The sequence below is a fragment of the Mycobacterium sp. Soil_C_30 genome, from assembly GCF_057656995.1.
Map to the genome: position 1 here is coordinate 105,823 of NZ_JBDGJH010000015.1, position 23,131 is coordinate 128,953.

The 23,131-nt window shown below is 66.7% G+C and carries 21 protein-coding genes; 9 read left to right on the plus strand and 12 right to left on the minus strand.

What is annotated here, in order from left to right; genetic code table 11:
- Positions 1-10 precede the first annotated feature (10 nt).
- Together AC3A6P_RS24560 and AC3A6P_RS24565 are read left to right on the plus strand one after the other, a co-directional pair.
- Positions 11-1,045 (plus strand): Ldh family oxidoreductase, encoded by a 1,035-nt coding sequence (locus AC3A6P_RS24560; RefSeq protein WP_487694510.1) that lies wholly within the window; start codon positions 11-13, stop codon positions 1,043-1,045.
- On the plus strand, positions 1,042-1,908 hold the full coding sequence (locus AC3A6P_RS24565; protein ID WP_487694511.1) for a fumarylacetoacetate hydrolase family protein: 867 nt from the start codon (positions 1,042-1,044) through the stop codon (positions 1,906-1,908). Before AC3A6P_RS24560 ends, AC3A6P_RS24565 begins: the two co-directional genes overlap by 4 nt.
- Here the strand turns inward: AC3A6P_RS24565 and AC3A6P_RS24570 are convergent.
- From AC3A6P_RS24570 to AC3A6P_RS24590, 5 genes are all read right to left on the minus strand, one after another.
- A complete protein-coding gene (locus tag AC3A6P_RS24570; protein WP_487694512.1) occupies positions 1,896-4,166 on the minus strand; it encodes a SpoIIE family protein phosphatase in 2,271 nt (756 codons plus the stop codon). The genes AC3A6P_RS24565 and AC3A6P_RS24570 overlap by 13 nt on opposite strands.
- Before the next feature lie 251 nt (positions 4,167-4,417).
- Complete coding sequence (locus AC3A6P_RS24575) at positions 4,418-5,161, minus strand: ABC transporter ATP-binding protein (protein ID WP_487694514.1); 744 nt, start codon at positions 5,159-5,161, stop codon at positions 4,418-4,420.
- Complete coding sequence (locus tag AC3A6P_RS24580; RefSeq protein WP_487694515.1) at positions 5,161-6,204, minus strand: ABC transporter permease; 1,044 nt, start codon at positions 6,202-6,204, stop codon at positions 5,161-5,163. Before AC3A6P_RS24580 ends, AC3A6P_RS24575 begins: the two co-directional genes overlap by 1 nt.
- Entirely contained in the window at positions 6,201-7,040 is an 840-nt protein-coding gene (locus AC3A6P_RS24585) for an ABC transporter permease (protein ID WP_487694517.1), read from the minus strand. Before AC3A6P_RS24585 ends, AC3A6P_RS24580 begins: the two co-directional genes overlap by 4 nt.
- A gap of 32 nt (positions 7,041-7,072) precedes the next feature.
- A complete protein-coding gene (locus tag AC3A6P_RS24590; protein WP_487694518.1) occupies positions 7,073-8,131 on the minus strand; it encodes a substrate-binding domain-containing protein in 1,059 nt (352 codons plus the stop codon).
- A 277-nt stretch (positions 8,132-8,408) separates the two neighbouring features.
- Here AC3A6P_RS24590 and AC3A6P_RS24595 point away from each other — a divergent pair, with 277 nt between their 5' ends.
- From AC3A6P_RS24595 to AC3A6P_RS24605, 3 genes are read left to right on the plus strand one after another with little or no spacing between them, the layout of a single operon-like run.
- Positions 8,409-9,497 carry an LLM class flavin-dependent oxidoreductase gene (locus AC3A6P_RS24595; RefSeq protein ID WP_487694519.1) on the plus strand — a complete coding sequence of 363 codons (1,089 nt, stop codon included), beginning with the start codon at positions 8,409-8,411 and terminating at the stop codon, positions 9,495-9,497.
- The gene (locus AC3A6P_RS24600) at positions 9,487-10,047 is read left to right on the plus strand and encodes a carboxymuconolactone decarboxylase family protein (protein ID WP_487694520.1); all 561 of its coding nucleotides are present in this window, start codon (positions 9,487-9,489) and stop codon (positions 10,045-10,047) included. Before AC3A6P_RS24595 ends, AC3A6P_RS24600 begins: the two co-directional genes overlap by 11 nt.
- Positions 10,044-10,775, plus strand: a complete 732-nt coding sequence (locus AC3A6P_RS24605; RefSeq protein ID WP_487694521.1) for an alpha/beta fold hydrolase — start codon at positions 10,044-10,046, stop codon at positions 10,773-10,775. The genes AC3A6P_RS24600 and AC3A6P_RS24605 overlap by 4 nt, the downstream gene beginning before the upstream one ends.
- Here the strand turns inward: AC3A6P_RS24605 and AC3A6P_RS24610 are convergent.
- Positions 10,772-12,076: a PucR family transcriptional regulator gene (locus AC3A6P_RS24610; RefSeq protein WP_487694522.1), complete on the minus strand. Its 1,305-nt coding sequence runs from the start codon at positions 12,074-12,076 to the stop codon at positions 10,772-10,774. The two genes, AC3A6P_RS24605 and AC3A6P_RS24610, sit on opposite strands and share 4 nt — an antisense overlap.
- A 75-nt stretch (positions 12,077-12,151) precedes the next feature.
- Positions 12,152-13,141 carry a Gfo/Idh/MocA family protein gene (locus tag AC3A6P_RS24615; protein ID WP_487694523.1) on the minus strand — a complete coding sequence of 330 codons (990 nt, stop codon included), beginning with the start codon at positions 13,139-13,141 and terminating at the stop codon, positions 12,152-12,154.
- A gap of 232 nt (positions 13,142-13,373) precedes the next feature.
- Between AC3A6P_RS24615 and AC3A6P_RS24620 the strand changes: the two genes are divergently transcribed.
- Positions 13,374-14,522: a flavin reductase gene (locus AC3A6P_RS24620; protein WP_487694524.1), complete on the plus strand. Its 1,149-nt coding sequence runs from the start codon at positions 13,374-13,376 to the stop codon at positions 14,520-14,522.
- A gap of 48 nt (positions 14,523-14,570) precedes the next feature.
- Here AC3A6P_RS24620 and AC3A6P_RS24625 read toward each other — a convergent pair whose 3' ends face one another.
- The 3 genes from AC3A6P_RS24625 to AC3A6P_RS24635 are packed head-to-tail and all read right to left on the minus strand — an operon-like array spanning position 14,571 to position 17,160.
- Positions 14,571-15,743 carry an acetyl-CoA C-acetyltransferase gene (locus AC3A6P_RS24625; RefSeq protein ID WP_487694525.1) on the minus strand — a complete coding sequence of 391 codons (1,173 nt, stop codon included), beginning with the start codon at positions 15,741-15,743 and terminating at the stop codon, positions 14,571-14,573.
- On the minus strand, positions 15,740-16,396 hold the full coding sequence (locus AC3A6P_RS24630; protein ID WP_487694526.1) for a 3-oxoacid CoA-transferase subunit B: 657 nt from the start codon (positions 16,394-16,396) through the stop codon (positions 15,740-15,742). Before AC3A6P_RS24630 ends, AC3A6P_RS24625 begins: the two co-directional genes overlap by 4 nt.
- A 2-nt stretch (positions 16,397-16,398) precedes the next feature.
- Positions 16,399-17,160, minus strand: a complete 762-nt coding sequence (locus AC3A6P_RS24635) for a CoA transferase subunit A (protein ID WP_487694527.1) — start codon at positions 17,158-17,160, stop codon at positions 16,399-16,401.
- Positions 17,161-17,328: 168 nt separating this feature from the next.
- Between AC3A6P_RS24635 and AC3A6P_RS24640 the strand changes: the two genes are divergently transcribed.
- Positions 17,329-18,075 carry an IclR family transcriptional regulator gene (locus tag AC3A6P_RS24640; RefSeq protein WP_487694529.1) on the plus strand — a complete coding sequence of 249 codons (747 nt, stop codon included), beginning with the start codon at positions 17,329-17,331 and terminating at the stop codon, positions 18,073-18,075.
- 173 nt (positions 18,076-18,248) lie between these two features.
- On the opposite strand, the gene AC3A6P_RS24645 is transcribed toward AC3A6P_RS24640, so the two are convergent.
- Positions 18,249-18,794: a DUF3558 domain-containing protein gene (locus tag AC3A6P_RS24645; RefSeq protein WP_487694530.1), complete on the minus strand. Its 546-nt coding sequence runs from the start codon at positions 18,792-18,794 to the stop codon at positions 18,249-18,251.
- Complete coding sequence (locus AC3A6P_RS24650; RefSeq protein WP_487694531.1) at positions 18,791-19,345, minus strand: DUF3558 domain-containing protein; 555 nt, start codon at positions 19,343-19,345, stop codon at positions 18,791-18,793. Before AC3A6P_RS24650 ends, AC3A6P_RS24645 begins: the two co-directional genes overlap by 4 nt.
- Before the next feature lie 154 nt (positions 19,346-19,499).
- Between AC3A6P_RS24650 and AC3A6P_RS24655 the strand changes: the two genes are divergently transcribed.
- Both AC3A6P_RS24655 and AC3A6P_RS24660 read left to right on the plus strand, forming a co-directional pair.
- Positions 19,500-21,233, plus strand: coding sequence for an ABC transporter ATP-binding protein (locus AC3A6P_RS24655; protein ID WP_487694532.1), 1,734 nt, complete (start codon positions 19,500-19,502; stop codon positions 21,231-21,233).
- A gap of 8 nt (positions 21,234-21,241) precedes the next feature.
- On the plus strand, positions 21,242-23,125 hold the full coding sequence (locus AC3A6P_RS24660; protein WP_487694594.1) for an ABC transporter ATP-binding protein: 1,884 nt from the start codon (positions 21,242-21,244) through the stop codon (positions 23,123-23,125).
- The last annotated feature ends 6 nt before the right edge of the window (positions 23,126-23,131 follow it).

Consider the following 23,131-nt stretch of genomic DNA (forward strand, 5'->3'; position numbering starts at 1 on the left):
CCCAGAGGAATTGACGGCCTTCGCGGCCGCGGTGCTGCAATCCTGCGGGGTGTCGGCAGCACACGCGGACATCACCGCGCGGCGCCTGGTCGAGGCCGATCTGCGGGGCCGCACCGGCCATGGCCTGATCAGGCTGGCGCCGTACGTCGCGCGGATCGAGGCCGGTGGTGTCAACCTGGCACCGGCTATCACGACGCAGCACGAAACACCGGTGTCGGCGCTGGTCGACGGGGACAACGGACTCGGTCAGGTGGTGATGACCCACGCCACCGACATCGCCATCACCAAAGCGAAAGCCTCGGGTCTGGCGTGGGTGGGCACCGTGCACTCCAACCACGCCGGGGCCGCCGGACTGTATGCCGAGATGGCCGCCGACTCCGGTCTCATCGGGATCTACCTGGCGGTGGCGAACTCCAACGGCATGCCACCGTGGGGAGGCACCAGCCCGGTCCTGGGGACCAACCCGGTCGCCATCGCGATCCCCACCGAAACCCATCCCTTCGTCCTCGACATCGCGTCCACCGCGGCGTCGCACGGCAGCATCAAAGTGGCTGCGCAGCAGGGTGTTCCGATGCCCGAAGGCTGGGTGGTCGACGCCGAGGGTAAGCCGATCACCGACCCGGCCCGCGCCGACGAGGGTTTTCTGGTGCCGATGGGCGGTTACAAGGGCGCCGGCTTGACCATCGCCTTCGGTCTGCTGGCCGGGGTACTCAACGGCGCCGCCTTCGGCGCCGAGGTGATCGATCACCGCCGCGAGCTGGGCACCCCCACCAACACCGGTCAGGCCATCATGGTGTTGCGCGCGGATCTGTTCCGCCCGCAGGGCGATGTGCTGTCCGCGCTGACCGAGCATCTGTCGGCGTTGCGGGACTCCGGCACCAGAGACGGCGGGCCGGTGCGGCTGCCCGGCGACGGAGCTGCGGCGACCCGGCGCGACAACGAGCAACGGGGCGTCCCCGTGCCGGCCAAGCTGGCCACCGATCTGGATACGCTGGCCCGCCGGCTGGGCGTCGAATCGCCGTTCACCGAACAGGAGATCCCATGAAGCTGGTTACTTTTCGTCATGCCGATGACGTCGGGATCGGCATCCTGGACGGTGCGGAGGTGATCCCGCTGGCCGGCGATGACACGTTGCCGACCACCATGGTGGAGTTCGTGGCTCTGGGGGCGCAGGGACTGCAACGGGCCGCCGCACTGGGTTCCTCGCGCATCGCGCTGGAGGATGTGCACCTGCTCGCCCCGATCCGGCCGCGCAACAACATCATGTGCGTCGGGAAGAACTATCACGAGCACGCAAAAGAGTTCGCCGGCAGCGGTTTCGACGCATCGCAGAAGCAGGTGGTGCCCGACGAGCCGGTGATCTTCACCAAGGCGCTGTCCTCGCTGACCGACCCCGGCGCCCCCGTCGTCGTCAGCGCCGACCCCACCGGAACCAGTGACTACGAAGGCGAATTGGCGGTGGTGATCGGGCCGGGCGGGTTCCAGATCAGCGAGGCCGATGCCTGGGAGCATGTGTACGGCTACACCATCGTCAACGACGTCACCATCCGCGAGCTGCAGCGCAAACACGTGCAGTTCTTCATCGGCAAGAGCGCGCACACCTACTGTCCCATGGGGCCGGCACTGGTGACCGCCGACGAGATCGCCGACGTGACCACCCTGCGCCTGCAGACGCGGGTCAACGGTGAACTGCGACAGGACACCACGATCAAAGAGCTCATCTTCGACGTCCCCCGGCTGATCGCGGCCATCTCCGCTGCGGTGCTGCTGGAGCCCGGCGACGTGATCGCCACGGGCACTCCGGTGGGTGTCGGACTCGGTTTTGCTCCCCCGAAGTTCCTGGTCCCCGGCGACGTGATGGAGGTCAGCATCGACGGGCTGGGCACGCTGGTCAATCAGGCGGTGTGATCCCGGCGCAATGTCACGATGGTGACGTCGTCGTCGGTATCCCCCAACCCCATTGCCGACCAGATGTGCGCTGCCGGTACATCGCCGGCGCGGCCCAGGGTGACGGCCAGCCGATCGAGGCCGTCGTCGATGGCCGACCCGCGCCGCTCGACCAAACCGTCGGAGTACAGCACCAACCCGTGCCCGGGGTCGACGGTGAACGTGCTCGGAACATATTTGGCGCCCTTGGCGACACCGATGGGCGGAGACAGCTGAATGGGCGCCGGAACGGCCCGCGGCACCGAGTTGGTCAGAAACGGCATGAGATGTCCGGCGGAAGCTGCCTCCACCCGGCCTGAGTCCAGGTCCACCTTCGCCACCAACACGGTGGCGAACGCGCGCGGCAACATGTGCAGCGAGAAGCCGTTGAGCTGCGTCAGCGCCTCGGCCGGCGTGACACCGGCGAACAACTGCGCCCGTAACGCGTTGCGCAACTGGGCCATGGTGCCCGCAACGGTGACACCATGGCCGGCCACGTCGCCGACGACCACGATCAACCGGCCGTCGCGCAACGCGAACGCGTCGTACCAGTCGCCGCCCACCCGATCGCCGGCGGCGGGTTCGTAGTGGGCGGACAGGTTCCAATTGTCCACTGCGGGCATGGAATCGGGCATCAGGCTGCGCTGCAGCAGCTCGGCCACACGCAGCGCAGCCCGGGTGCGGTGATACAGCGACTCCACCAGGTGACGGCGCAACGCCTCAGCGGACTCCGTCTCGGTCTGTGTCCACGGTTGACTGCGGCGGTGTACGAGCTCGCGCCACCGGTCGAACGACTTGCGCGGGCTGAGCCGCACCTCGTCGCCCTCGCGCACGGCGATCGCCTTGTTGTACGGGTCGCCGCCCCAGTCCACCGAACGGATCACCTCACGCCGGAACCAGACGACGCACTGGCCGTCGGGAAGATTCAGCGCCAGCGCGCCGGCGGCCACCTGAGGATCCAGCTCGAGCCCAGGCAGCACGCCGGCCAGGTGATCGGTGCTCACGATCTCGTCGCCGGCCGCACTCGCCCACCCGGCGACGGCGGCCACCACCTCGTCCGAGGGCACCGACCCACGTGTCTGGCGACCCCCGTGCAGATCGACCACCACACCGTCGGCGGGCACCAGATCCAGCAGCCCGGGGGTTCCGAGGAGCGCAGGCGCGAGCGGGCGGCGGTCATCCAGCGTGGCGGCGGTGAGTTCGGTCAACACAGCCTGGGCGGCCAGCCGGTTGCGCAGCTGGTCGTCCTCGAATTGGTCGACAAGACGCAGCGACAGCGTGGAACCCAGGAACTCGGCCGCCGCCCGGGTACCGAACGGCGGAAGATGCGGGCCCGCGTAGTGATGACAGGCGATGAGCCCCCACAGCCGCCCGTGACGCAGCAGCGAGATCGACATCGACGCGTGCACGCCCATGTTCTGCAGATACTCGATGTGGATGGGTGAGACGCTGCGCAGGGTGGCAAAGGTGAGGTCCAGCGGCGCCCCGTCGGCGAACTCGACGGTTGAGACCAGCGGTGCCGGTGTGTAGCCGACATCCGAGATCAACCGGATCCAGTTCTTCTCGTACAACGCGCGCGCCTGGGCCGGGATGTCGGTGGACGGGTAGTGCAGGCCCAGGAAGGAGTTGAGGTCCTCCCTCTTGTCCTCGGCGACCACCTCGCCGTTGTAGTCGGCGTCGTAGCGGTAGACCATCACCCGGTCGAAACCGGTGAGGTCGCGGACCGCCCGGGCGGTGGTGTCATACAGCTCGGTCAGGGTGGCGGCCCGGTTCAGCTCCTCCACCGAGCTGCGCACCGCCTGGTAGGTGTTCGGGAACGAGAACGGCCGCTCACCGTAGGCGATTTCGAGTTCGACCAGCAGCACGCCGTCGGGTTCGCGGTGCAGGATCGCGTCGAACGGCCGCGGCTCGCCGTGGACGTCGATGACACAATCGAGCGGATTGCGCGGCCGCAGGTCGCTGAATGTCGAGGTCGCCTGCTCGATGAGGGCGGCCTGGTCGTCGCCGATCAGCGCGGACAGATGCCGGCCCAGGACATCCTCGACCCGGCGGCCCAGCAGTTCCTCCACGTTGGCGCTGACCTGACGGATGTGGAAGTCCGGTTCACGCACCACCGCCAGCACACCGCGCGGCTGGATGCTGCCCGGGATGTGAATGGGCTCGCGAGCGCAGTTGTCCAGGTCGATCGGGGTGCCGACCGGGACGAAACCGTCGACCGGCTGACCGTTACCACTGCTCACGCGAACATCCTCGTGGCTTCGGTGACGGGCAACAGCCAGGCCTCCAACTCATCGGTGCGATGGCGCAGCTTTGTTTGCGCTCTCACCAATCAAACATCAGTAGCTCCGGTGTGTCACTCTGCAGCCCCCGCCGACCGGATTGAGGACACACACCCAAGGCCGAGCGCGCGGGTTTGTACGTCTGACACGGAGTGTCACCGTACAAACGCGCGCGCTCGGCCTGTCTGGGGATCTCCCTTCAAGGTCAATCTCTAGGAGACGGCCAGGGCCCCGATGTCCTCGAAGGTCTTGAACACCTCGGCCTTCTTGACGGCGACGTCGGCGTCGGCAACGTCGCGGGGGAACGGCAGCGTCAGTCTGATGTCGTCCGCGAGCCGGCCGCCCTTGGCGAACACCAGGATCCGGTCGGACAGCTCGACGGCCTCACCGACATCGTGCGTCACGAACACCACCGTCTTGCCGGTCGAGGCCCAGATGGTGTGCAGCTCGGAGCGCAGCGTGCGCGAGGTGATGGCGTCGAGATGGCTGAACGGCTCGTCCATGAACAGCACGTCGGGCTCGGTGGCGAAGGCCCGGGCGATGCCGACACGCTGCTGCATACCGCCGGACAGCTCACCGGGATACTTGTCGCCCTTGTCGCCCAGCTGCACCATCTCCAGGTAGTGCTGGCAGCGCTTGCGGGTGGCCTCCGACCTGTCCTTCTGGACGAACAGCATGTTGTCCATCACCGACCGCCACGGCAGGAGCCGGGCCGCCTGGAACACGTAGCCGGCGCGGGCGGGTTTACCGTCCTGGGTGATGGTCACCCGGCCGCTGGTGGGGACGTCGATCTTGCTGAGGATGTTCAGCAGCGTGGACTTGCCGCAGCCGGAGGCGCCGACGATGGAGACGAACGTATGGCCGCTGATCTCCAGGTTGACGTTCTCCAGGGCGATGACCTTGTCGGCACCGAGGCCGAACTCCTTGTGCAGGTCAGAAACGATGATCTCGGCCATCAGATTTTCCTTCGGGTGTCGGGGGTGTCGGGGTCGGTCTCGTCGGGCAGCGCTTTCGGACCTTCGGTGGCCAGGGTGATGCTGCCCAGCGCTGCGCCGGTGGTGGTTCCCGCGGACTCCGCAGCCTTGACCGCGGCCTTCGACGGCCCGTCGAAGCGCTCTTCGACCACTTCGATGTCGACGGCGGGCCGCCACTTGAACAGTCGCTTGGACAGCTGGTCGAACATGAACTTCTCGAAGATCAGCGCGAAGACGACGAACAGCAGGGCGTAGCCGATCACGCCGTAGGCCCGGTGGGCGTCGTACCAGAACTTGATGGTCCAGCCGGCGCCGTCCTGGCCGCCGAACACCTCGGCGACCACCAATCCCTTCCAGCCCAGCGCGAAGCAATAGCGGGCAGCAGCGAACAGGAACGGCATCAGTGACGGGATGAGTACCTGACGGATGACCCGTTTGCGTGGCACGTCGAACGCCCGCGCCATGTCGAACAGGTCCGTCGGTGTGTTCCGCACGCCCTCGCGGACGTTGATGATCACGAACGGCACACCGGTGAGCACCACGGTGATGATCGGCCCGAGATCACCGAACCCGAACGCCAGGCTGCAGAACAGTGCCCAGGCCAGGTTCGGCATCGCCAGGATGGCCACCACCCAGTCGTTGAAGAAGGCGTCGACGGCCTTGGACAGGCCCATCGCGATACCGATGACGGTGCCGATGATCAACGCGATCACCATGCCGATAGCCAAGCGCTGCAACGAGATACCGAACGTCACGTACATGTTGTGCGGTGCCAGGGTGTCACCGCGGATCTCGTCGGCCATGAAACCGAAGACCTGGCCGGGGGTGGGCAGGACGTCGACGGAGAACGGCCAGATGGTGGTGACGAGCTTGATGGCCAGAACCCAGAAGACCAGGCAGACCAGAGGGAACAGGATGCGGCCGGTCATCGAGCTGCGGGTCAGCTTGCGCCACAGCGTGGTCAGCGGCGACGGTGGCGGCGGGCCGATGTGCCTGGATGCGCGGGTTTCGTTCAGGACACTCATGACTTGAGTTCACCTCTCCAGGAGAAGAACCGTCGTTCGATCGACTCGAGGACCACCTTGTCGAGGAACAGCGCGACGAAGTAGAAGGCGAGAATCCAGGTCAGGAACTCATCGAGCCGGAAAAGCTGCGTGGCGGTGCGCATTTCGAAGCCGATGCCCTGCGACGCCGAGAACACCTCGGTCAGCACGGTCACCTTCCACGCGATCGAGAAGCCGAACCGCACGGCGGTGAAGGTGAACGGCGCCAGGTGCGGAATGACGATGTGCCGGTTACGTTTCACCACCCCGACGTCGAACGACTTCGCCATGTCATTGAGGTCCTTGGGTATCGACTTGATGCCCTCGGAGATGTTGACGGTGATGATGGCGAAGGTGGTCAGCACGATCGCGATGATGGGGCCGGCAGTGCGGTTGCCGAAGATGATCGCGGTGATGAGCGCCCAGATCAGGCCCGGGGTCGTCACACCGATGGTCACCGCGTCACGGAAGAACCCGTTGAGGAAACGGTTCTGCATCAGGATGCCGATACCGATACCGACGATGAACGCCAGGAAGAAACCGATACCGATGCGGGTCAAGGTGGTGGCGAAGGCACCGGGCACTTCACCCGAGGCCCACAATCTGCCGAAGGTCTCGAAGACCGTCGACGGGCCGGGAAGCAGCCGCTCGTCCATCAGGTTCCCGGAGGCCAGTTCCCAGATCCCCAGGAAGAACACGTAACCGGCCAGACGCCAGCCCCATGTCGTCAATCTGTCTTTGCGTTTCGCCGCGCGAACGATGTCCTCTTCGCTCGTCCGCGTAGGCGTCTTGGGTGGTGACTCCAACGTCGTGGACACTGTCGCCTCTCGTGTTGTCGGGAGTGTCGGGCTCAGGGGGTCTTGACGGCCTCGAAGCGCGGGGTGGGCGCGTCGGCGGGCAGGTAGTTGGCGTTCTCGGGGTTGAGGTTCTTCATCAGGTTCCAGATCTCGGTCTCGACGGGGATCCAGTCGGGCTCCAGCGCCACCTTGTCGACGAACCAGTCGTTGTCCCCCGACATGAACTCGATCATGTAGTTGATGTCCTCTTCGGACTCGACCGAGAAGTGCTGCGGGTACTTACGGATGACATCGGCCTTCTGCTCCTGGAACATCTCGACACCGTGCTGCCAGAGTTCGAGGAACTTCTCCGCGAGATCGGGATTGGCGTTGTACCACTCCTCGGTGGCGGTGAAGTTGTTGCCGACCACATGAAGCTTGTCGTCGCTGTCGGGAGCGAATTCCTTGTAGAGCTGGAACGGCAGCTGGCCGCCGTACATGATCTCCAGCTCGCCCTTGCGCAGCTGGGGTACGGCCGCCTCGGGAATCACGGCGGCGGCCTCGCAGTCGCCGCGCAGCAGGTTGGTCGGGTTGACGAAGTGGTCGTTGACGATCAGCTGGAAGTCGCCGCCGCCGACGCGGTAGTCGAGGTCGTGCATCTCCTTGGCGAGCACGGTCCAGAACGCAGTGTTCGACGTCGGGCCGGAGACGCAGATCTTGCTGCCCTTGGGGATGTCCTCGAGCGTCTCGTACGGATCGCCCGCGCGCTTGAGCAACGGCACCCGCTGGTAGTTGTACTTGCCGAACGTCACCGTCTTGATGCCCGTCTGCATCTCCAGGACCGGGGTCTCCTGGGTGGACATCGACACGATGTCGCCATGGCCGCCGGCGAAGTAGGTGAATTCGTCCCAGGTGGTGCTGGTCTCGATGGTGATGTCGTTCTCGTCCTGCCACTTGGCCAACTCACCGGAGTCGGAGAGCAGATCCCAGACCGGATCCGGTGCGAACGCGAAACGGATGACCTTTCCGTCACCGCCTGATGCGCTCTCGGAGCCACCGCCACCGCAGCCGACGACAAGCGTCAGTGCCATGGTGGCGGCCGCGGCGACGCGGAGTTTCTTCAAAACGGTCACGGGCGCTCCTCCTTAAGTGCACATCCACCGTCTTTGGCGAATGCAGACTGTGACATGTGCCACTCAGTACAGTGCCAGCCCGCGCCAGGGCATATGTCGTCGCACGTGAATTTCTCGTCAACTCGTTGTCGCGGCCTGTGACGTCCCCCGGGTGGGCGCCGGCGCGTTGACGTTTCGCGTGATCCCGGCAGACGGGATATCGCGTTTCACGCCACTGATCTGGGCCGGGCCCGCGCCGTCTACTGGAACCACCTGTCCGTCGCGATCTGGAGGACCCATGCGACTCGGTTACTTCTCGATGCCACTACATCCCGCCGGCCGCAAGTGGTCTGAGACCCTGCGCGAGGACCGGGAGGCGGTGATCCTGGCCGACCGGCTCGGTTTTCACGACGCCTTCATCGGCGAACACCTGACCGATCGGCACGAGAACATCACCAACAGCCTGGTGTTCCTGGCGACGCTGATCAGTGACACCCAGCAGATCAAGCTGGGTACCGGCACCACCAACCTCTCCCAGCAGCATCCGGTGCTGGTGGCCGCCAACTCGGCCATGTTCGACCATCTGGCCGACGGCCGGTTCATCCTCGGCGTCAGCCCCGGCGCGCTGCCCTCGGACGCCGAGGTGCTGGGCATCCTCGACGAGGACCGCAACGAGATGTTCGCCGAGTCCATCGACATCATCACCGCCATCTGGGAGAGCGAACCCCCGTACAAGCTGGTGAAACCGGGTGGGCGCTGGCCGGTCACCACCGAGAAGACGTTCAACGACCAGATGGGTGTCGGCATACTGCCCAAGCCCCTGCAGCAACCGCGCCCGGAGATCGTCGGTACCGTGGTCGCGCCGTTCTCCAAGGGTGTCATCGCCATGGGTGCCAGGAACTTTCATCCGTTGTCCGCGAACTTCCTTCTGCCGCAATGGGTTGCCACACACTGGCCGAATTACGTGCAAGGCAAGGAGTCGGCGGGCGAGGCGGCCGATGTCGCCGACTGGCGGGTGGCCCGCACCGTGTTCGTCGCCGACGACGCCAAGGTCGCCGAGGACTACGGCCGGCTCGACCCGCGCAGCCCCTACCGGTACTACTACGAGAAGATGCTGTTCAAGATGCGCAAGATCGGCCGACTCGAGCTGTTCAAGTCGCGCCGCGACCAGCCCGACGACGAGATCACCGTCGATCACGTGCTCGACCAGTTGGTGATCACCGGCACTCCCGACTCGGTGGCCGAGCAGTTGCTCGAGTTCCGTTCTCACACCGGCGATTTCGGTGAATTGGTGTACGCGGGGCTGGACTGGGTGGACCCGGGATTGGCGCGGCGGTCGATGGAGCTCATGGCCGAGAAGGTGATGCCGCTTGTCAATGCAGGCTGATCGGTTGCCGCTTCCGGACGCGTTGACGGCCGAGCAGCAGACCGCCGTCGAGGCCATCACCGCCGGGCCGCGCGGTTCACTGTTCGGCCCGTTCCTGCCACTGCTGCGCAGCCCGGAACTGATGACCCGACTGCAACAGGTGGGGGCCTATCTGCGCTTCGACTCCACGGTTCCCCTGCACCTGCGGGAGTTGGTGATCCTGGTGGTGGCCCGCGACTGGAACCAGGATTTCGAATGGGGCTACCACGCGCCGCTCGCGCGCTGCGCCGGCCTCGACGACGCCGTCGTCGAGGCCGTGAGCCGCGGTGCCGCCGTCACCGGACCTCCAGATGTCCACGCGGTGTGGACGCTGGTGCGGGAACTGCTCGACACCCGCCGGGTCTCCGATGCGGTTTTCGACCGGGCCCGCGATCACGTGGGTGAATCCGGTGTCGTCGACCTCATCGCCGTCGCCGGTTACTACACGACGCTGGCGATGACCATGAATGCCGCGCACACACCGGTACCCCCGGAATACGAACGCCTACCGCACACGAGGAGTCACGCATGAGCACCACATCTGTCCCGTTCGTACTCTTACACGCCCTCGGGTCCGACCACCGGTTCTGGGATCCGGTACGCGCCGCGCTGGGACCACACCCCTCGGTGGCACTGGACCTGCCCGGCCACGGCAGCGCACCCGCGCTGCCGCCGGGAACCGGGATCGACGCCTATTCGGAGGTGGTGGCCGACCAGATCGCCCTGTTGAGCACGCCGGTGCACCTGGTCGGGATCTCACTCGGTGGGCTGGTGGCCCAGCAGCTGGCGGCCACCCGCCCCGAGCTCGTCGCCTCGGCGTATCTGGTGGACACCGTCCCCGTCTATCCCGAGGCGATGCAACAGATGTGGCGCGACCGCGCACACACCGCACGCACCGACGGCATGGCGGCGCTGGTGGATCCGATGGTGGCGATGTGGTTCACCCCTGAGCTGGCGGACGCCGGTGACCCGCGAGTATTGCAGGCGTGCAGCACTTTCCGCTCGACTGACCCGGAAGGCTACGCCCGTTCCTGCGATCTGTTGGCAGAGACGGACCTGCGCGACCGGCTGACGGGTGCGCTGCCGCCGACGGTGGTGGTGTGCGGTGAGGACGACACTCCGCCGTTCCGGCAGGCCGCCGCATGGCTGGCCCAGACCACAGGTGCCGGGCCGGTGTACTGGCTGCCGGGCAAGCACGCCTGCGCCGTGGAGTTCCCGGACCGGTTTGCGGCGGTGCTGCGCAGCGCGGTTCCCGCCTAGCTGTCTTCCGATGGCGGGAGCAGGCGCATCAACCGGGCAGCCACCTGCAGCTCGGTGCGCCGCTCCCCCATCGGGTGACCCAGCAGTTCCTCGGCCTTGTGCAGCCGGTTACGCACCGTGTGCTCGTGCAGTTGCAGATGCTCGGCAGCTGCCACGTGGGAGCCGAAACGGAAAGAAGCTTCCAGTGTTTCGCGTAACCGCGCGGCGTCGACCGTGTCCAGGGCCAGCGGGCCCAGCTCACGTTCGACGAACTGGCGGGCCAGCCGCGGGTCGCGCATCAACAGGATCTCCAGGCCGACGTCGTTGTGGTGGACCACCGACGGCGCACCGGGCCGATCCGAGGCGGCGCGGATCCTCTCGGCATCCGTCGCCTCGTCGAGAGTGACCCGGAACCCGTCGATGCCGGCATGTGCACCACTGATGGACGCGGGCACGCCCGCCTCGCTGAGCACCTGGTCCAGCGATTCGAACATCGCGCGCTTCCACTCCCCGATGCGGCCCAGCCAGACCACCGTGGAATTCAGGCTCAGGGGATACACCAGCGACGACTGGCAGCTGACCGCCGTGCGCATGCCGACGGCCAGCTGGGTGGCCGCACCCTCGGCCACGGTGGGCAACAGGACGGCGATGTGCCGGCCGCCGAGCTCGTAGGCCAGGATCGCGGCATCCGATCCCGAGAGCGCCTCCCCCTCGCCACGCAGGATGTCCTTGACCAGGCTGCGTCGCATGTGCGCCCGAGACCGGTTGAGCGCCTCGTAATCCCGGGTGTAGGTCTCGGCGACCTGCGATGCCACGAAGTCCTGGTAGGCGAGAATGGTCTGGGTGAGCAACTGCTGGGCCAGCGTCGCCTCGTCGCGGTCGACATCGCGCGCCACGATGATGTCACGCAGGTGCGAGCTCCACGCTTCCCACATCGTGAAAAAGCTGATGCGGTAGGACCGTTGCATCGATTTCTGCGGAATGCGCAGCTGGGCTTGCACTTTGGCGAAGGACAGCACCTCGGTGAGGTACACATCCTCCAGGGCGATCTCCCCGGCCACCACCGAGCGCAGTGCCCGGGCGTTGGCGCGGGTGCTCGCGGTCAGCGCGGCACGGAAGTCGTCGTCGTGAGCGTGGGTGGGGAACGCGATCGCGACGCAGCGACCGATGATGCCCTCGACCAGACTGTCGGCGTCGAAATCCCGCGCCAGAGACCGCACCCACTCCGGCAGCGGCCGGTTGTCGCGCCACAATTGCAACGGCGTGGGCATGACGGCCTCACCTGCGGGCACATCCTGGGTTCGGTCGACGGTGGTCGTCAAAGGGCACCCCTGTCCAGCTTTGCAATCGATTGTAGAGCGATCCTAGTCACAGATATACCGTGAGGGTGGGCCCCGTCACACACTTTCGGTCGCGCCGCTGAGCGCAGATCGGGTGATGGCCTCGAAGGTGCGCGCATTGACCACCATCTCCTCCATCGGGACCGGGTACTCGACCTCACCGGCGACGGCTCGGGCGAAGGTCTCGATGTTCTCGCGCACCGACGCGTGCGGCGGGAAGAACTCCGACTCCGCCTCCTGGCCGCGGATCTGCCGCGTGACGTCCCAGCCCCGGGGCTCCTCGGGATGGTTACGGTCGCGGATCTCCGCCCAGCCCTGCGAGCCGAGCACCGTCACCCGGCCGACGAACGGCGTCGTCAAGATGGCGGTGATCAGGGCCGTCTGCCCCTTCTCGAAAGCCAGGGTGATGGTCAGGGTGTCGCCGTTGGCGAACGTCGTCGCCTGCGTCGACAGTCGCGCCCACACCTGCGTGGGCCTGCCGAAGATGCTGATCGCCAGGTCCACCAGATGGATACCGGTGGCCGAGAGCGGCCCCACCGGCGCCTCGACGGCGGACAGGCGCCAGTTGTCGGGCGCGAGGTCGAGGAACTTGTCTTGGCTGAAGTTGCCCTCGAACACCAACGGGGTACCCAGCTCGCCGTCGGCGATCGCACGCCGCAGGTTCTGCACCGCCGGCTCGAAGCGGCGTTCGTGACCGATGCCCAATGTGAGGCCCGCGGTGGTCATGGCATCGACGGCGCGCTGCGCCTCGTCGCCGGAGACGCTCAGCGGCTTCTCGCAGAACACATGTTTGCCGTGCGCGGCGGCGTCGACGATCTGCTCGGTGTGGAATTTGTGTGGGGTACACAGGATCACGGCGTCGAGATCGTCGACCTCCAACGCCTCGGTGTACTCGGCGTACACGTCGCGCACCCACGGCCGTACCGCCTCGCGCGCGGCTGGATCGAGGTCGACACCGGCTATCACCTGAACCTGATCGCTGTTGGCGAGGTCGCGCACGATCTTGCCGCCCCACCATCCCAGGCCCACCACAGCTACGTTGATCACGCCCTCAGTCAAGGGCTTCGGCCGCGGCCAGACAGTGTCTGCTCCCGTGAAGTTCCGGGGTGCAACTGCCGCATTGCGTCATTGGCCGAGGGTGCGTGTCTCTAGACGCCAGTGGCGGAGGGGCAGATTCACGAACTCCGTGAGTGATTCCCGGGCGGCGCGGACCTTAGATGAAATCAGCTCGGCATCACCTTCGGGGCTGAGCTCTTCAGGGCTGACGGGAGACATACGCATGACACAGGAGTACGTGACCACGGGGCCGGCGGTGGACGCCGATCTCTTCCGTCATGTCGTCGGTCACCTGGCCAGTGGTGTGACGGTGCTGACCACGCGGGTCGACGGACGCGATCACGGGATGACGGCGAGCTCGGTGACATCCCTGTCGACCGATCCGCCGATGATGCTCGCCTGTGTCAACAACGCAGTGCCCACGTCGGAGGCGATCTCGCGCAGTGGCCGCTACACCGTCAACGTCCTGGGTCAGGCTCACGGGGACATCGCCTACCAGTTCGCCTCGCCGCGGCCGGACAAATTCGCCGGCGTGGCGATCGACCGGGGCGGCGCCGGTGTGCCGATGCTCGCCGAGGCCATCGCCTCACTGGAATGCGAGGTCACCGAACAGGTCATCGGCGGCACACACACCATCTACCTCGGCCATGTGGTTGCCGCGACCGCGCGGGAAGGCTCGCCGCTGACGTATTTCCGTGGTGGCTTCGGCCGATTCGAGTTCGAACGCAATGACGGCGCCTATCAGCAGGCGCGTGACATGGTGCTGTCCCGGGTCTTCGGTCCCGGTGAGGTGATCACCGTCGATCATCTGGCCGAGCGGCTGGACGGCGACCGGGCGCGGGCGTTCTACGCGTTGACCCGCCTGGCTTCCGACGGGTTGGTGTTGCGCGACCCCGAACGCGGTTATGTGATCGCCGCTTTCGACGTGCGCACCTCTGATCAGACCTTCGAGGCACGGCTGGCCATCGAGCTGGGCGTGATCGACTGCGTGATCGGCCGTGTCGACCCGCAACTGCTGGCCACCGCCCGCACGCATCTGGAGACGATGTCGCGGTGCCTGGTCGGCGATCATTTTGTGGATTTCCACGCCTACCTGGACGCCAATTACGCGTTCCACGAGGCGATTGTGGCGTTGTCCGGAAATCAACTGCTGACCGCCGCGTTCTCGTCGCTGAGTATCAAGAATGTGATGACCCGCAGCTTCGGTATCACCGCGCAGTCGTCGGCGGCCTTTCTGACGGTACAGCGGGACCTGCTGGTGGCGCTGGAGAACAACGATGCCACCGCCGCCCGGGCCGCCGCCCGGGGTTACTGCGAGCTGGCCAAAGCCCGGGCCCGCCAACTGCTTTCGCTGACCGGCGGCAAGGTGTGATTTGGGCGCGCTGGTAACCGCTCAGCGGTTACCAGCGCGCCCAAATCGCTAACTGGGGACGTGCAGCAGCAGGGCCGAGCCCTGACCGGTGCCACCGCACAATGCCGCGGCACCCGTACCGCCGCCGCGCCGCTTGAGCTCCAGAGCCACATGCAGCACCACCCGGGCGCCGGACATGCCGAGGGGGTGCCCGATCGAGATGGCGCCACCGTTGACGTTCACCTTCTCCGGATCAACCCCCAGCGCCTTGGTGGACGCGATGCCCACGGCCGCAAAGGCCTCGTTGATCTCGATGAGGTCCAACGCTTTCGGGTCGATCCCCTCCTGCGCGCAGGCGGCGATGATGGCGTTGGCGGGCTGCTGCTGCAAGGTCGAGTCGGGGCCGGCCACCATGCCCTGGGCACCGATCTCGGCGATCCAGTCCAGGCCGAGCTCCTCGGCTTTGCGCTTGCTCATCACCACCACGGCGGCCGCGCCGTCGTTGATGGTCGAGGCGTTGCCCGCGGTGATGGTGCCGTCCTTGCGGAACGCGGGCCGCAGCTTGGACAGTGCCTCCGCGGTGGTGTCGCCGCGGATGCCTTCGTCGGCGGTGAACTGGATCGGCTCACCGCGACGCTGCGGAATCGCCACCGGCACAACCTCGTCGTCGAACAGGCCGTCCTTCCAGGCCGCCGCGGCGCGCTGATGTGACCGCGCGGCGAACTCGTCCTGTTCGGCGCGGGCCAGGTCATTGGCGTCCTCGGTCAACGCACCCATGGCCTCGTCGGTGAACACGTCACGCAGCCCGTCATAGGCGAGGTGGTCGGTGACCGTGACGTCGCCGTACTTGAACCCGCCGCGTGATTTCGGTAGCAGGTGCGGCGCCTGGGTCATCGACTCCTGTCCCCCGGCCACCACCACATCGACCACCCCGGCACGAATCAGCTGATCCGCCAGGGCAATCGAATCCAGCCCGGACAGGCACACCTTGTTGACCGTCAGCGCGGGCACCGACATGGGGATACCGCCGGCCACCGCGGCCTGCCGCGCGGGCAGCTGTCCCGCACCCGCGGTGAGCACCTGGCCCATGATGACGTACTGCACCTGCTCACCGGAGACACCCGCCTTGGCCAGTGCGGCTTCGATTGCGATACCGCCCAATTGGGCCCCGGAGAAGTCGGCCAGTGACCCCATCAGTTTCCCGACCGGCGTGCGCGCGCCGGCGACGATCACCGAGGTCATGACAGCACCCACGTCAGCGGCGCGTCGGTGGCGGCCACGACGTCGGCGTAGGTGACACCCGGGGCGAGTTCGCGCACGGCCAGCGTGCCGTCGCCGGTCACGTCGAGCACGGCGAGGTTGGTGATGATCCGGTTGACCACCCGGGCACCGGTCAACGGCAGCGAGCAGGTGTCGACGATCTTCGGTGCTCCCGAGCGGTCGGTGTGCTCCATCAACACGATCACCCGGTCGGCGCCGTGCACCAGATCCATGGCACCACCCATGCCCTTGACCATCTTGCCGGGGATCATCCAGTTGGCCAGATCGCCGTGACGCGAGACCTGCATGGCGCCGAGCACGGCGGTGTTGATGTGGCCGCCGCGGATCATGCCGAAGGAGCTGGCCGAATCGAAGAACGCCGCACCGGGATTGACGGTGACCGTTTCCTTGCCGGCGTTGATGAGGTCGGGGTCGACCGCGTCCTCGGTGGGATAGGCACCGGTGCCCAGGATGCCGTTCTCGGAGTGCAGCGTGACCCGCACATCGGGGCTGAGGTGATCGGGGATCAGGGTGGGCAGGCCGATGCCGAGGTTGACGTACTCGCCGTCGATCATCTCGGCAGCCGCGCGGGCGGCCATCTGGTTACGCGACCATCCGGTCAATGTTGCAGTCATCGTCAGGCCTCCTGGGTGGCGCGCACGGTGCGCTTCTCGATGCGTTTGTCCTGCGGGCCGGTGTGCACGATGCGCTGGACGAAGACCCCGGGCAGATGGACCGCGCCGGGTTCGATGTCACCGGGCTCCACCAGGGTCTCCACCTGGGCGACGGTGATCTTGCCGGCCATCGCGGCCAGTGGGTTGAAGTTCATGGCCGACTTCTCGAACACGAGGTTGCCCGCGGTGTCCCCGAGCCGGGCGTGGACCAGCGCGAAGTCGGCGTTGATGGCCTCCTCGAGCACGTAGTCGCGGTCCCCGAAGGTGCGCGTCTCCTTCTTGGGGGAGGCAATCGCCACCGAACCGTCCGGCGCGTACTTCCAGGGGATCCCGCCCTCGGCCACCGGTGTGGCCACGCCGGCGGGGGTGTAGAACGCCGGGATGCCGGCGCCGCCGGCCCGCAGCCGCTCGGCGAGCGTGCCCTGCGGCGTCAGCTCGACCTCGAGCTCGCCGGCCAGGTATTGCCGGGCGAACTCCTTGTTCTCCCCGACGTAGGACGCGGTGACCCGACGAATCCGGCCCAGGCCCAGCAGGATTCCGAGCCCGTGGTCGTCGACCCCGCAGTTGTTGGAGAACACCTCGAGGTCACCTGCGCCGGCGTCGGCGACAGCCTGGATGAGTGCGTCGGGAATGCCGCACAAGCCGAATCCGCCGACGGCGACGCGTGCACCGTCACCGATGTCGGCGACAGCTTCCGCCGCCGAGCTGTAGACCTTTGAAGACATGAAGTGTTCCGTTCTGTGTTCATTGATCAGACATCCGTTGATCGCTGACACCGATTGTCAGTGGGGCTGTGCAGTAACGGAACCCATCTCCAGGAATTCGGCGCAAGCTGCTCGCATGGTGAGCAGTGAACGCTATTGCGTTCACTGAGTGGACGCTAGGCTGATCGCGTGGACGGAGTGATCGCACGGGTGGGCGCACTGCTGCGGGCCGTCGGCGCTCGCGAGTCCTCGGGCGGTTCCACCACCGAGGTGGCCACGGCCGCCGGCCTCGCCCGGCCCACGGCGCATCGGCTGCTCATGGCCATGGCCGAAGAAGGCCTGGTGGACCGCGACCTCAAGACCGGCCGCTGGTCGCTGGGTCCGGAGCTCTACCTGCTGGGCGCCAGCGCCGCCAACCGCTACGACATCGTCGAGCAGGCCCGTGACATCGTGGATGTCCTGGCCCGCGAGTCCGGTGAGAGCACATTCCTCTCGGCCCGCCGCGGTGACGAGACGGTGTGCGTGCACTCCCAGGAGGGCAGCTTTCCGCTGCGTTCGCACGTGCTGCACGTCGGCATCCGGTTCCCCCTCGGGGTGGCCTCGGCCGGTCTGGTGATCCTGAGCCACCTGCCCGACCGCGACATCGACGACTACTTCGCCCGCACGAACCCCGAACCCCAGTGGGGAGCGCCGCACTCCGAGACGGCCATCCGCGAGCGGATCGCCGCGACCCGGCGCACCGGATACGCCGTCAACCCGGCGTTGTTGGTGGAGGGCAGCTGGGGAATCGGTGCGGCGGTCTTCGACCGCAACGGCCAACCCGCCTGGGCCCTGAGCCTCACCGGCGTCGAGACCCGGTTCAAACCCGCCCGCCGCCGCGAGCTGGGCGCGCTGCTACTGGAACAGGCGCACCAGCTGTCGCTGCGGCTGCGCTGACCCCCATTCCGCCGAGCGCGCGTGTCTGTACACCTTCTGCGGGCGTGTCGCGTGCAAACGCGCGCGTTCGCGCCATCACCCGGCCGGCGCGAGCGCACGTGTTGGTACGTCCGGGCGCGGCGAGTCGTGTACAGACACGCGCGCTCGCGCTGACGGGGGTCAGCTGAGTGGGGTCAGGAGTTGGTGGCCAGCGTGAGTTCGGCGAGCTTGATCGCCTGACCACACGCGTCGATACCCGGCGCCTGGGGGTTGATCCACCAGCCCACCACGCCCGCGGCGTCGCTGGCCACACCGCACGAACCGGTGGCGTCCCCGGTGCGCATCACGATGGACTGGATTCCGGCGATCCGGCGGTCCTCGATCTGGTAGTTCAGGGCCTCGGCAACCTGACGTTCGTTGTCGAGGCTGCCCTGCTCGAACCAGAACCGGGTGATGTCGATCAGCCCGGCGGGGTTTGCTGCCTGCCACCGGCACACCGCGCCGATGAACGTGCTCTGGATGTCCAGCGGATCCGCCCCGACCGTCTCGGCCAGGATGTCCTGGGTCAGCACGTCACATTCCTTCAGGAGGTTGGGGTACTGCTCCTGGGAATCGTTGTTGCGCGGGGTGTTTCCCGCTCCAGCCTGCAGGGCGGTGCCGTCGACGGTGCGCGAACAGCCGGCGATCATGCCCACGCTGGCGACCACGACGGCGGCCGTGACGAGGAATCTGTTGCTCATTTCGCGTTCACGATCGATTGCCGGGTCAGTTCGGTGGCCACATCACACGGCGGCGGGTAGTTGTCGGCGGCGAAGCTGACCGACCATTCGATGAAGTCGTCGTCGAACTGGATGCCGATCTCGCAGAGGTTGTCGCCGAGCGTCGGGTCGGTGCCGATGGCCACGAAGCCGTCATGCCCCTCGATGGAAATGTCTTCCACGCTGGTCCGGGACAGTTCCTGCGTCTTGCGTTCACGACCGATGGGGCTGCCGCGGAACCAGGTGAAGGAGAAGTGCGGGCCGACGATGCCACCGTTCTGAAGCCATTGGCAGCCCACCGAATTGGTGGCGGTGTTCTTCAGGCCGGAGACCCGGGTCAGCTGTTGCATGGTCTCGTCGGTGATCCCGCCGCACTGGGGGAAGATGGGGCCGTGGGAAGCGTTCCCACCTTGTTGCTGAGGCGACGACGATTCGGGCGCAGGCTCACTGGGGCTCTCGCCCTCGGAACAACCGGCCAGCAACGGCAACACAGCCACGGCTGCGATCGCCAGCTTGGTCACGTTGCGCTTCACAGCTATGCGCACCTCTTCTTCCCGATACTTTCCCGCCCGTGCGTGCCTTGGGTCCCCCGCCATGCACTGTAGCGGCCACACCTGGCGGTAACCACCGACACGCCCGTTGACCTGGCGCTTTGCTGCGGCACCAACGCAGTGCGACAGTAACGAGATGCTTGCAGCGCTGTTGCGGCACTATGTGCGGCCGTACCGGCGGCTGGTGGCCGGGGTGATGGCGTTGCAGATCATCAGCACTCTGGCCTCCCTCTACCTGCCGACGGTCAACGCCGCGATCATCGACGACGGCATCGCCACCGGCGACACCGGCACGATCATCCGGCTCGGCATGGTGATGCTCGCGGTGACCGCGTGTCAGGTGGTGTGTGCCGTGGGGGCGGTGTATTTCGGTTCCCGCGCCGGGATGGGGTTCGGGCGGGACCTCCGGGCGGCGATGTTCCACCACGTCACGACGTTCTCGGAGCACGAGACCGCGCGATTCGGCGCACCGTCGCTGCTGACCCGCACCACCAACGATGTGCAGCAGATCCAGGTGCTGGTGCAGATGACGTTCACGGTGTTGGTGACCGCGCCGATCATGTGCGTCGGTGGTATCGCGATGGCGGTGCACCAGGACGCCGGGCTGTCGTGGCTGCTGCTGATCAGTGTGCCGGTGCTCGGGGTGACCAACTACTGGATAGTGCGGCACCTGCTGCCGATCTTCCGCCGGATGCAGCAGCTGATCGACGGCATCAACCGGGTGATGCGCGACCAGCTGGCGGGCATCCGGGTGATCCGCGCCTTCGCCCGCGAACCGTTCGAACGCGACCGGTTCGCCGTCGCCAACAAGGCGTTGTCGGACACCGCACTGGACGCGGGCCGCTGGCAGGCCCTGATGCTGCCGGTCACCACCTTGACCATCAACCTCTCCAGCGTCGCGCTGATCTGGTTCGGCGGTATGCGCATCGACGCCGGGCAGATGCAGGTGGGCTCGTTGATCGCGTTCCTGAGCTACTTCATGCAGATCCTGATGGCGGTCATGATGGCCACGATCTTCCTGGCCATCCTCCCCCGGGCCTCAGCCTGTGCAGAACGCATCACCGAAGTGCTGTCGACGACCCCGGCGATCACGAACCCCGCAGAGCCGGTGGCGCCGCACCGTACCGGCGTGATCGAGGTGGACGACGTCACCTTCTGGTACCCCGGCGCCGACCGCGCTGTGCTGCGCGGAGTTTCGTTCACCGCCCAGCCCGGCAGCACCACCGCCGTCGTCGGCGGCACCGGCTCGGGTAAGTCGACATTACTGTCGCTGATCACCCGCATGTACGACGTCACGGCGGGTGCGGTGCTGGTGGGCGGTGTCGACGTGCGCGACCAGAACACCGAAACCCTGTGGTCGGCCCTCGGATTGGTGCCCCAGCGAGGTTATCTGTTCTCCGGCACCGTCGCCGACAACCTGCGGTACGGCAAGGCCGACTCCTCGGATGAGGAGATGTGGGAGGCGCTGCGGGTGGCCTGCGCCGACGAGTTCGTGGCCAAGTCCCCCGACGGCCTCGACATGCGGGTGGCCCAGGGTGGGGTCAACTTCTCCGGGGGTCAGCGGCAGCGGCTGGCGATCGCCCGGGCGGTGATCCGCCGTCCCGCGGTGTACCTGTTCGACGACGCCTTGTCCGCCCTGGATGTCAACACCGACGCCGAGGTGCGCGCACGGCTGCGTGCCGTGGCTGCCGATGCCACCGTCGTCATTGTGGCCCAACGCATCTCCACGATCACCACCGCGGACCAGATCCTCGTCCTCGAGGACGGCCAGATGGTGGGCGCCGGGACGCACGAGGCGTTGCTGGCCGACTGCCGCACCTACCAGGAGTTCGCCGAGTCGCAGGCGCTGCGGGTGGGAGATCCGCGGTGACGGGTCCCATGCGTGGAGCGATGCGGATGCAGCAGGAGCCTGCGGACCGCTCCCGCGACTTCAAGGGCTCGGCTCTGCGACTGGTCAAACGGCTGACGCCGCACCGCTGGCTGGCCGCCACCGTGATCCTGTTGTCGATCGCCGGGATCGGGATCGGGGTGATCGGGCCGCGTATCCTCGGGCACGCGACCGATCTGTTGTTCAACGGGGTGATCGGCAAACAGCTGCCGGCCGGGCTCACCAAAGAGCAGGCCATCGACGCGGCACGCGAACGCGGGGACTCCACCTTCGCCGATCTGCTGTCGGGCATGAACGTGACCCCCGGCCAGGGCGTGGACTTCGCCGCGGTGGCGCGGACGCTGTTGCTCGCGCTGGGTTTGTATCTGGTTGCCGCACTGCTCATCTGGATCCAGGCCCGGCTGCTCAACGTCGCGGTGCAGCGCACCATGGTGGCGCTGCGCTCCGATGTCGAAGACAAGGTGCACCGGCTGCCGTTGTCGCACTTCGACTCCCGCCAGCGCGGTGAGCTGCTGTCCCGGGTGACCAACGACGTCGACAACATCCAGACCTCGGTGTCGATGACCATCAACCAGCTGCTGTCCTCGGCGCTGACCATCGTGGCCGTGCTGGTGATGATGCTGACCATCTCACCGCTGCTGGCGTTTCTGACCGTGGTGACAGTGCCGTTGACGCTGTGGGCGATCCGCTCGATCACGCGTCGCTCGCAGAAACTGTTCATCGCGCAGTGGCGCAACACCGGACGCCTGGCCGCCCACATCGAGGAGACCTACAGCGGGTTCACCGTCGTCAAGACCTACGGCCACCGCGCCAGCGCCCAGGAGCGGTTCCGCGAGTACAACGACGACGTTTTCCATGCCAGCTTCGGCGCCCAGTTCTTCTCCGGGCTGGTGGGCCCGGCGACGATGTTCATCGGCAATCTGAGTTACGTCGCCGTCGCCGTGGTGGGCGGGCTGCAGGTGGCGACCGGGCAGATCACCCTCGGCAGCATGCAGGCGTTCATCCAGTACGTACGGCAGTTCAACCAGCCGCTGGGCCAGTTGGCGTCGATGTTCAACACGCTGCAATCCGGGATCGCCAGCGCGGAGCGGGTGTTCGGCTTCCTCGACGAAACAGAGGAACCGGCCGATGCACTGGCCACCCTGCCGTCGGGGTCCGCTCCGCGCGTGGAGTTCGACCATGTGTACTTCAGTTACCGGCCGGACGCCCCGCTGATCGAGAATCTGTCGCTGGTCGCCGAACCCGGCCACACCGTGGCGATCGTGGGGCCCACCGGGGCGGGCAAGACCACCCTGGTGAATCTGCTGATGCGGTTCTACGAGCTGGATTCCGGGCGGGTGCTGATCGACGGGGTGGACACCGCCACCGTCAGCCGCGAGTCGTTGCGCTCAGGAATCGGCATGGTGCTGCAGGACACCTGGTTGTTCGCCGGCACCATCTACGACAACATCGCCTACGGCCGGCCGGATGCGTCCGACGACGAGGTGATGGCCGCTGCCCGGGCGGCGTACGTGGACCGGTTCGTGCACATGCTGCCTGAGGGATACGACACCAGGGTCAATGACGACGGCGGCAAGATCAGCGCCGGTGAGAAGCAGCTGATCACCATCGCCAGAGCGTTCCTGGCTGCGCCCCGCATCCTGGTGCTCGATGAGGCGACCAGTTCGGTGGACACCCGCACCGAGTTGTTGGTGCAGCAGGCGATGAGTGAATTGCGGCGGGACCGAACCAGTTTCATCATCGCGCACCGGCTGTCGACGATCCGCGACGCCCACGTGATCGTCGTGATGGACGGCGGCACCATCGTCGAGCAGGGCACGCACGCCGAACTGGTGGCCGCGCGTGGGACCTACTGGCGGATGACCCAGACCTAGTCCGCG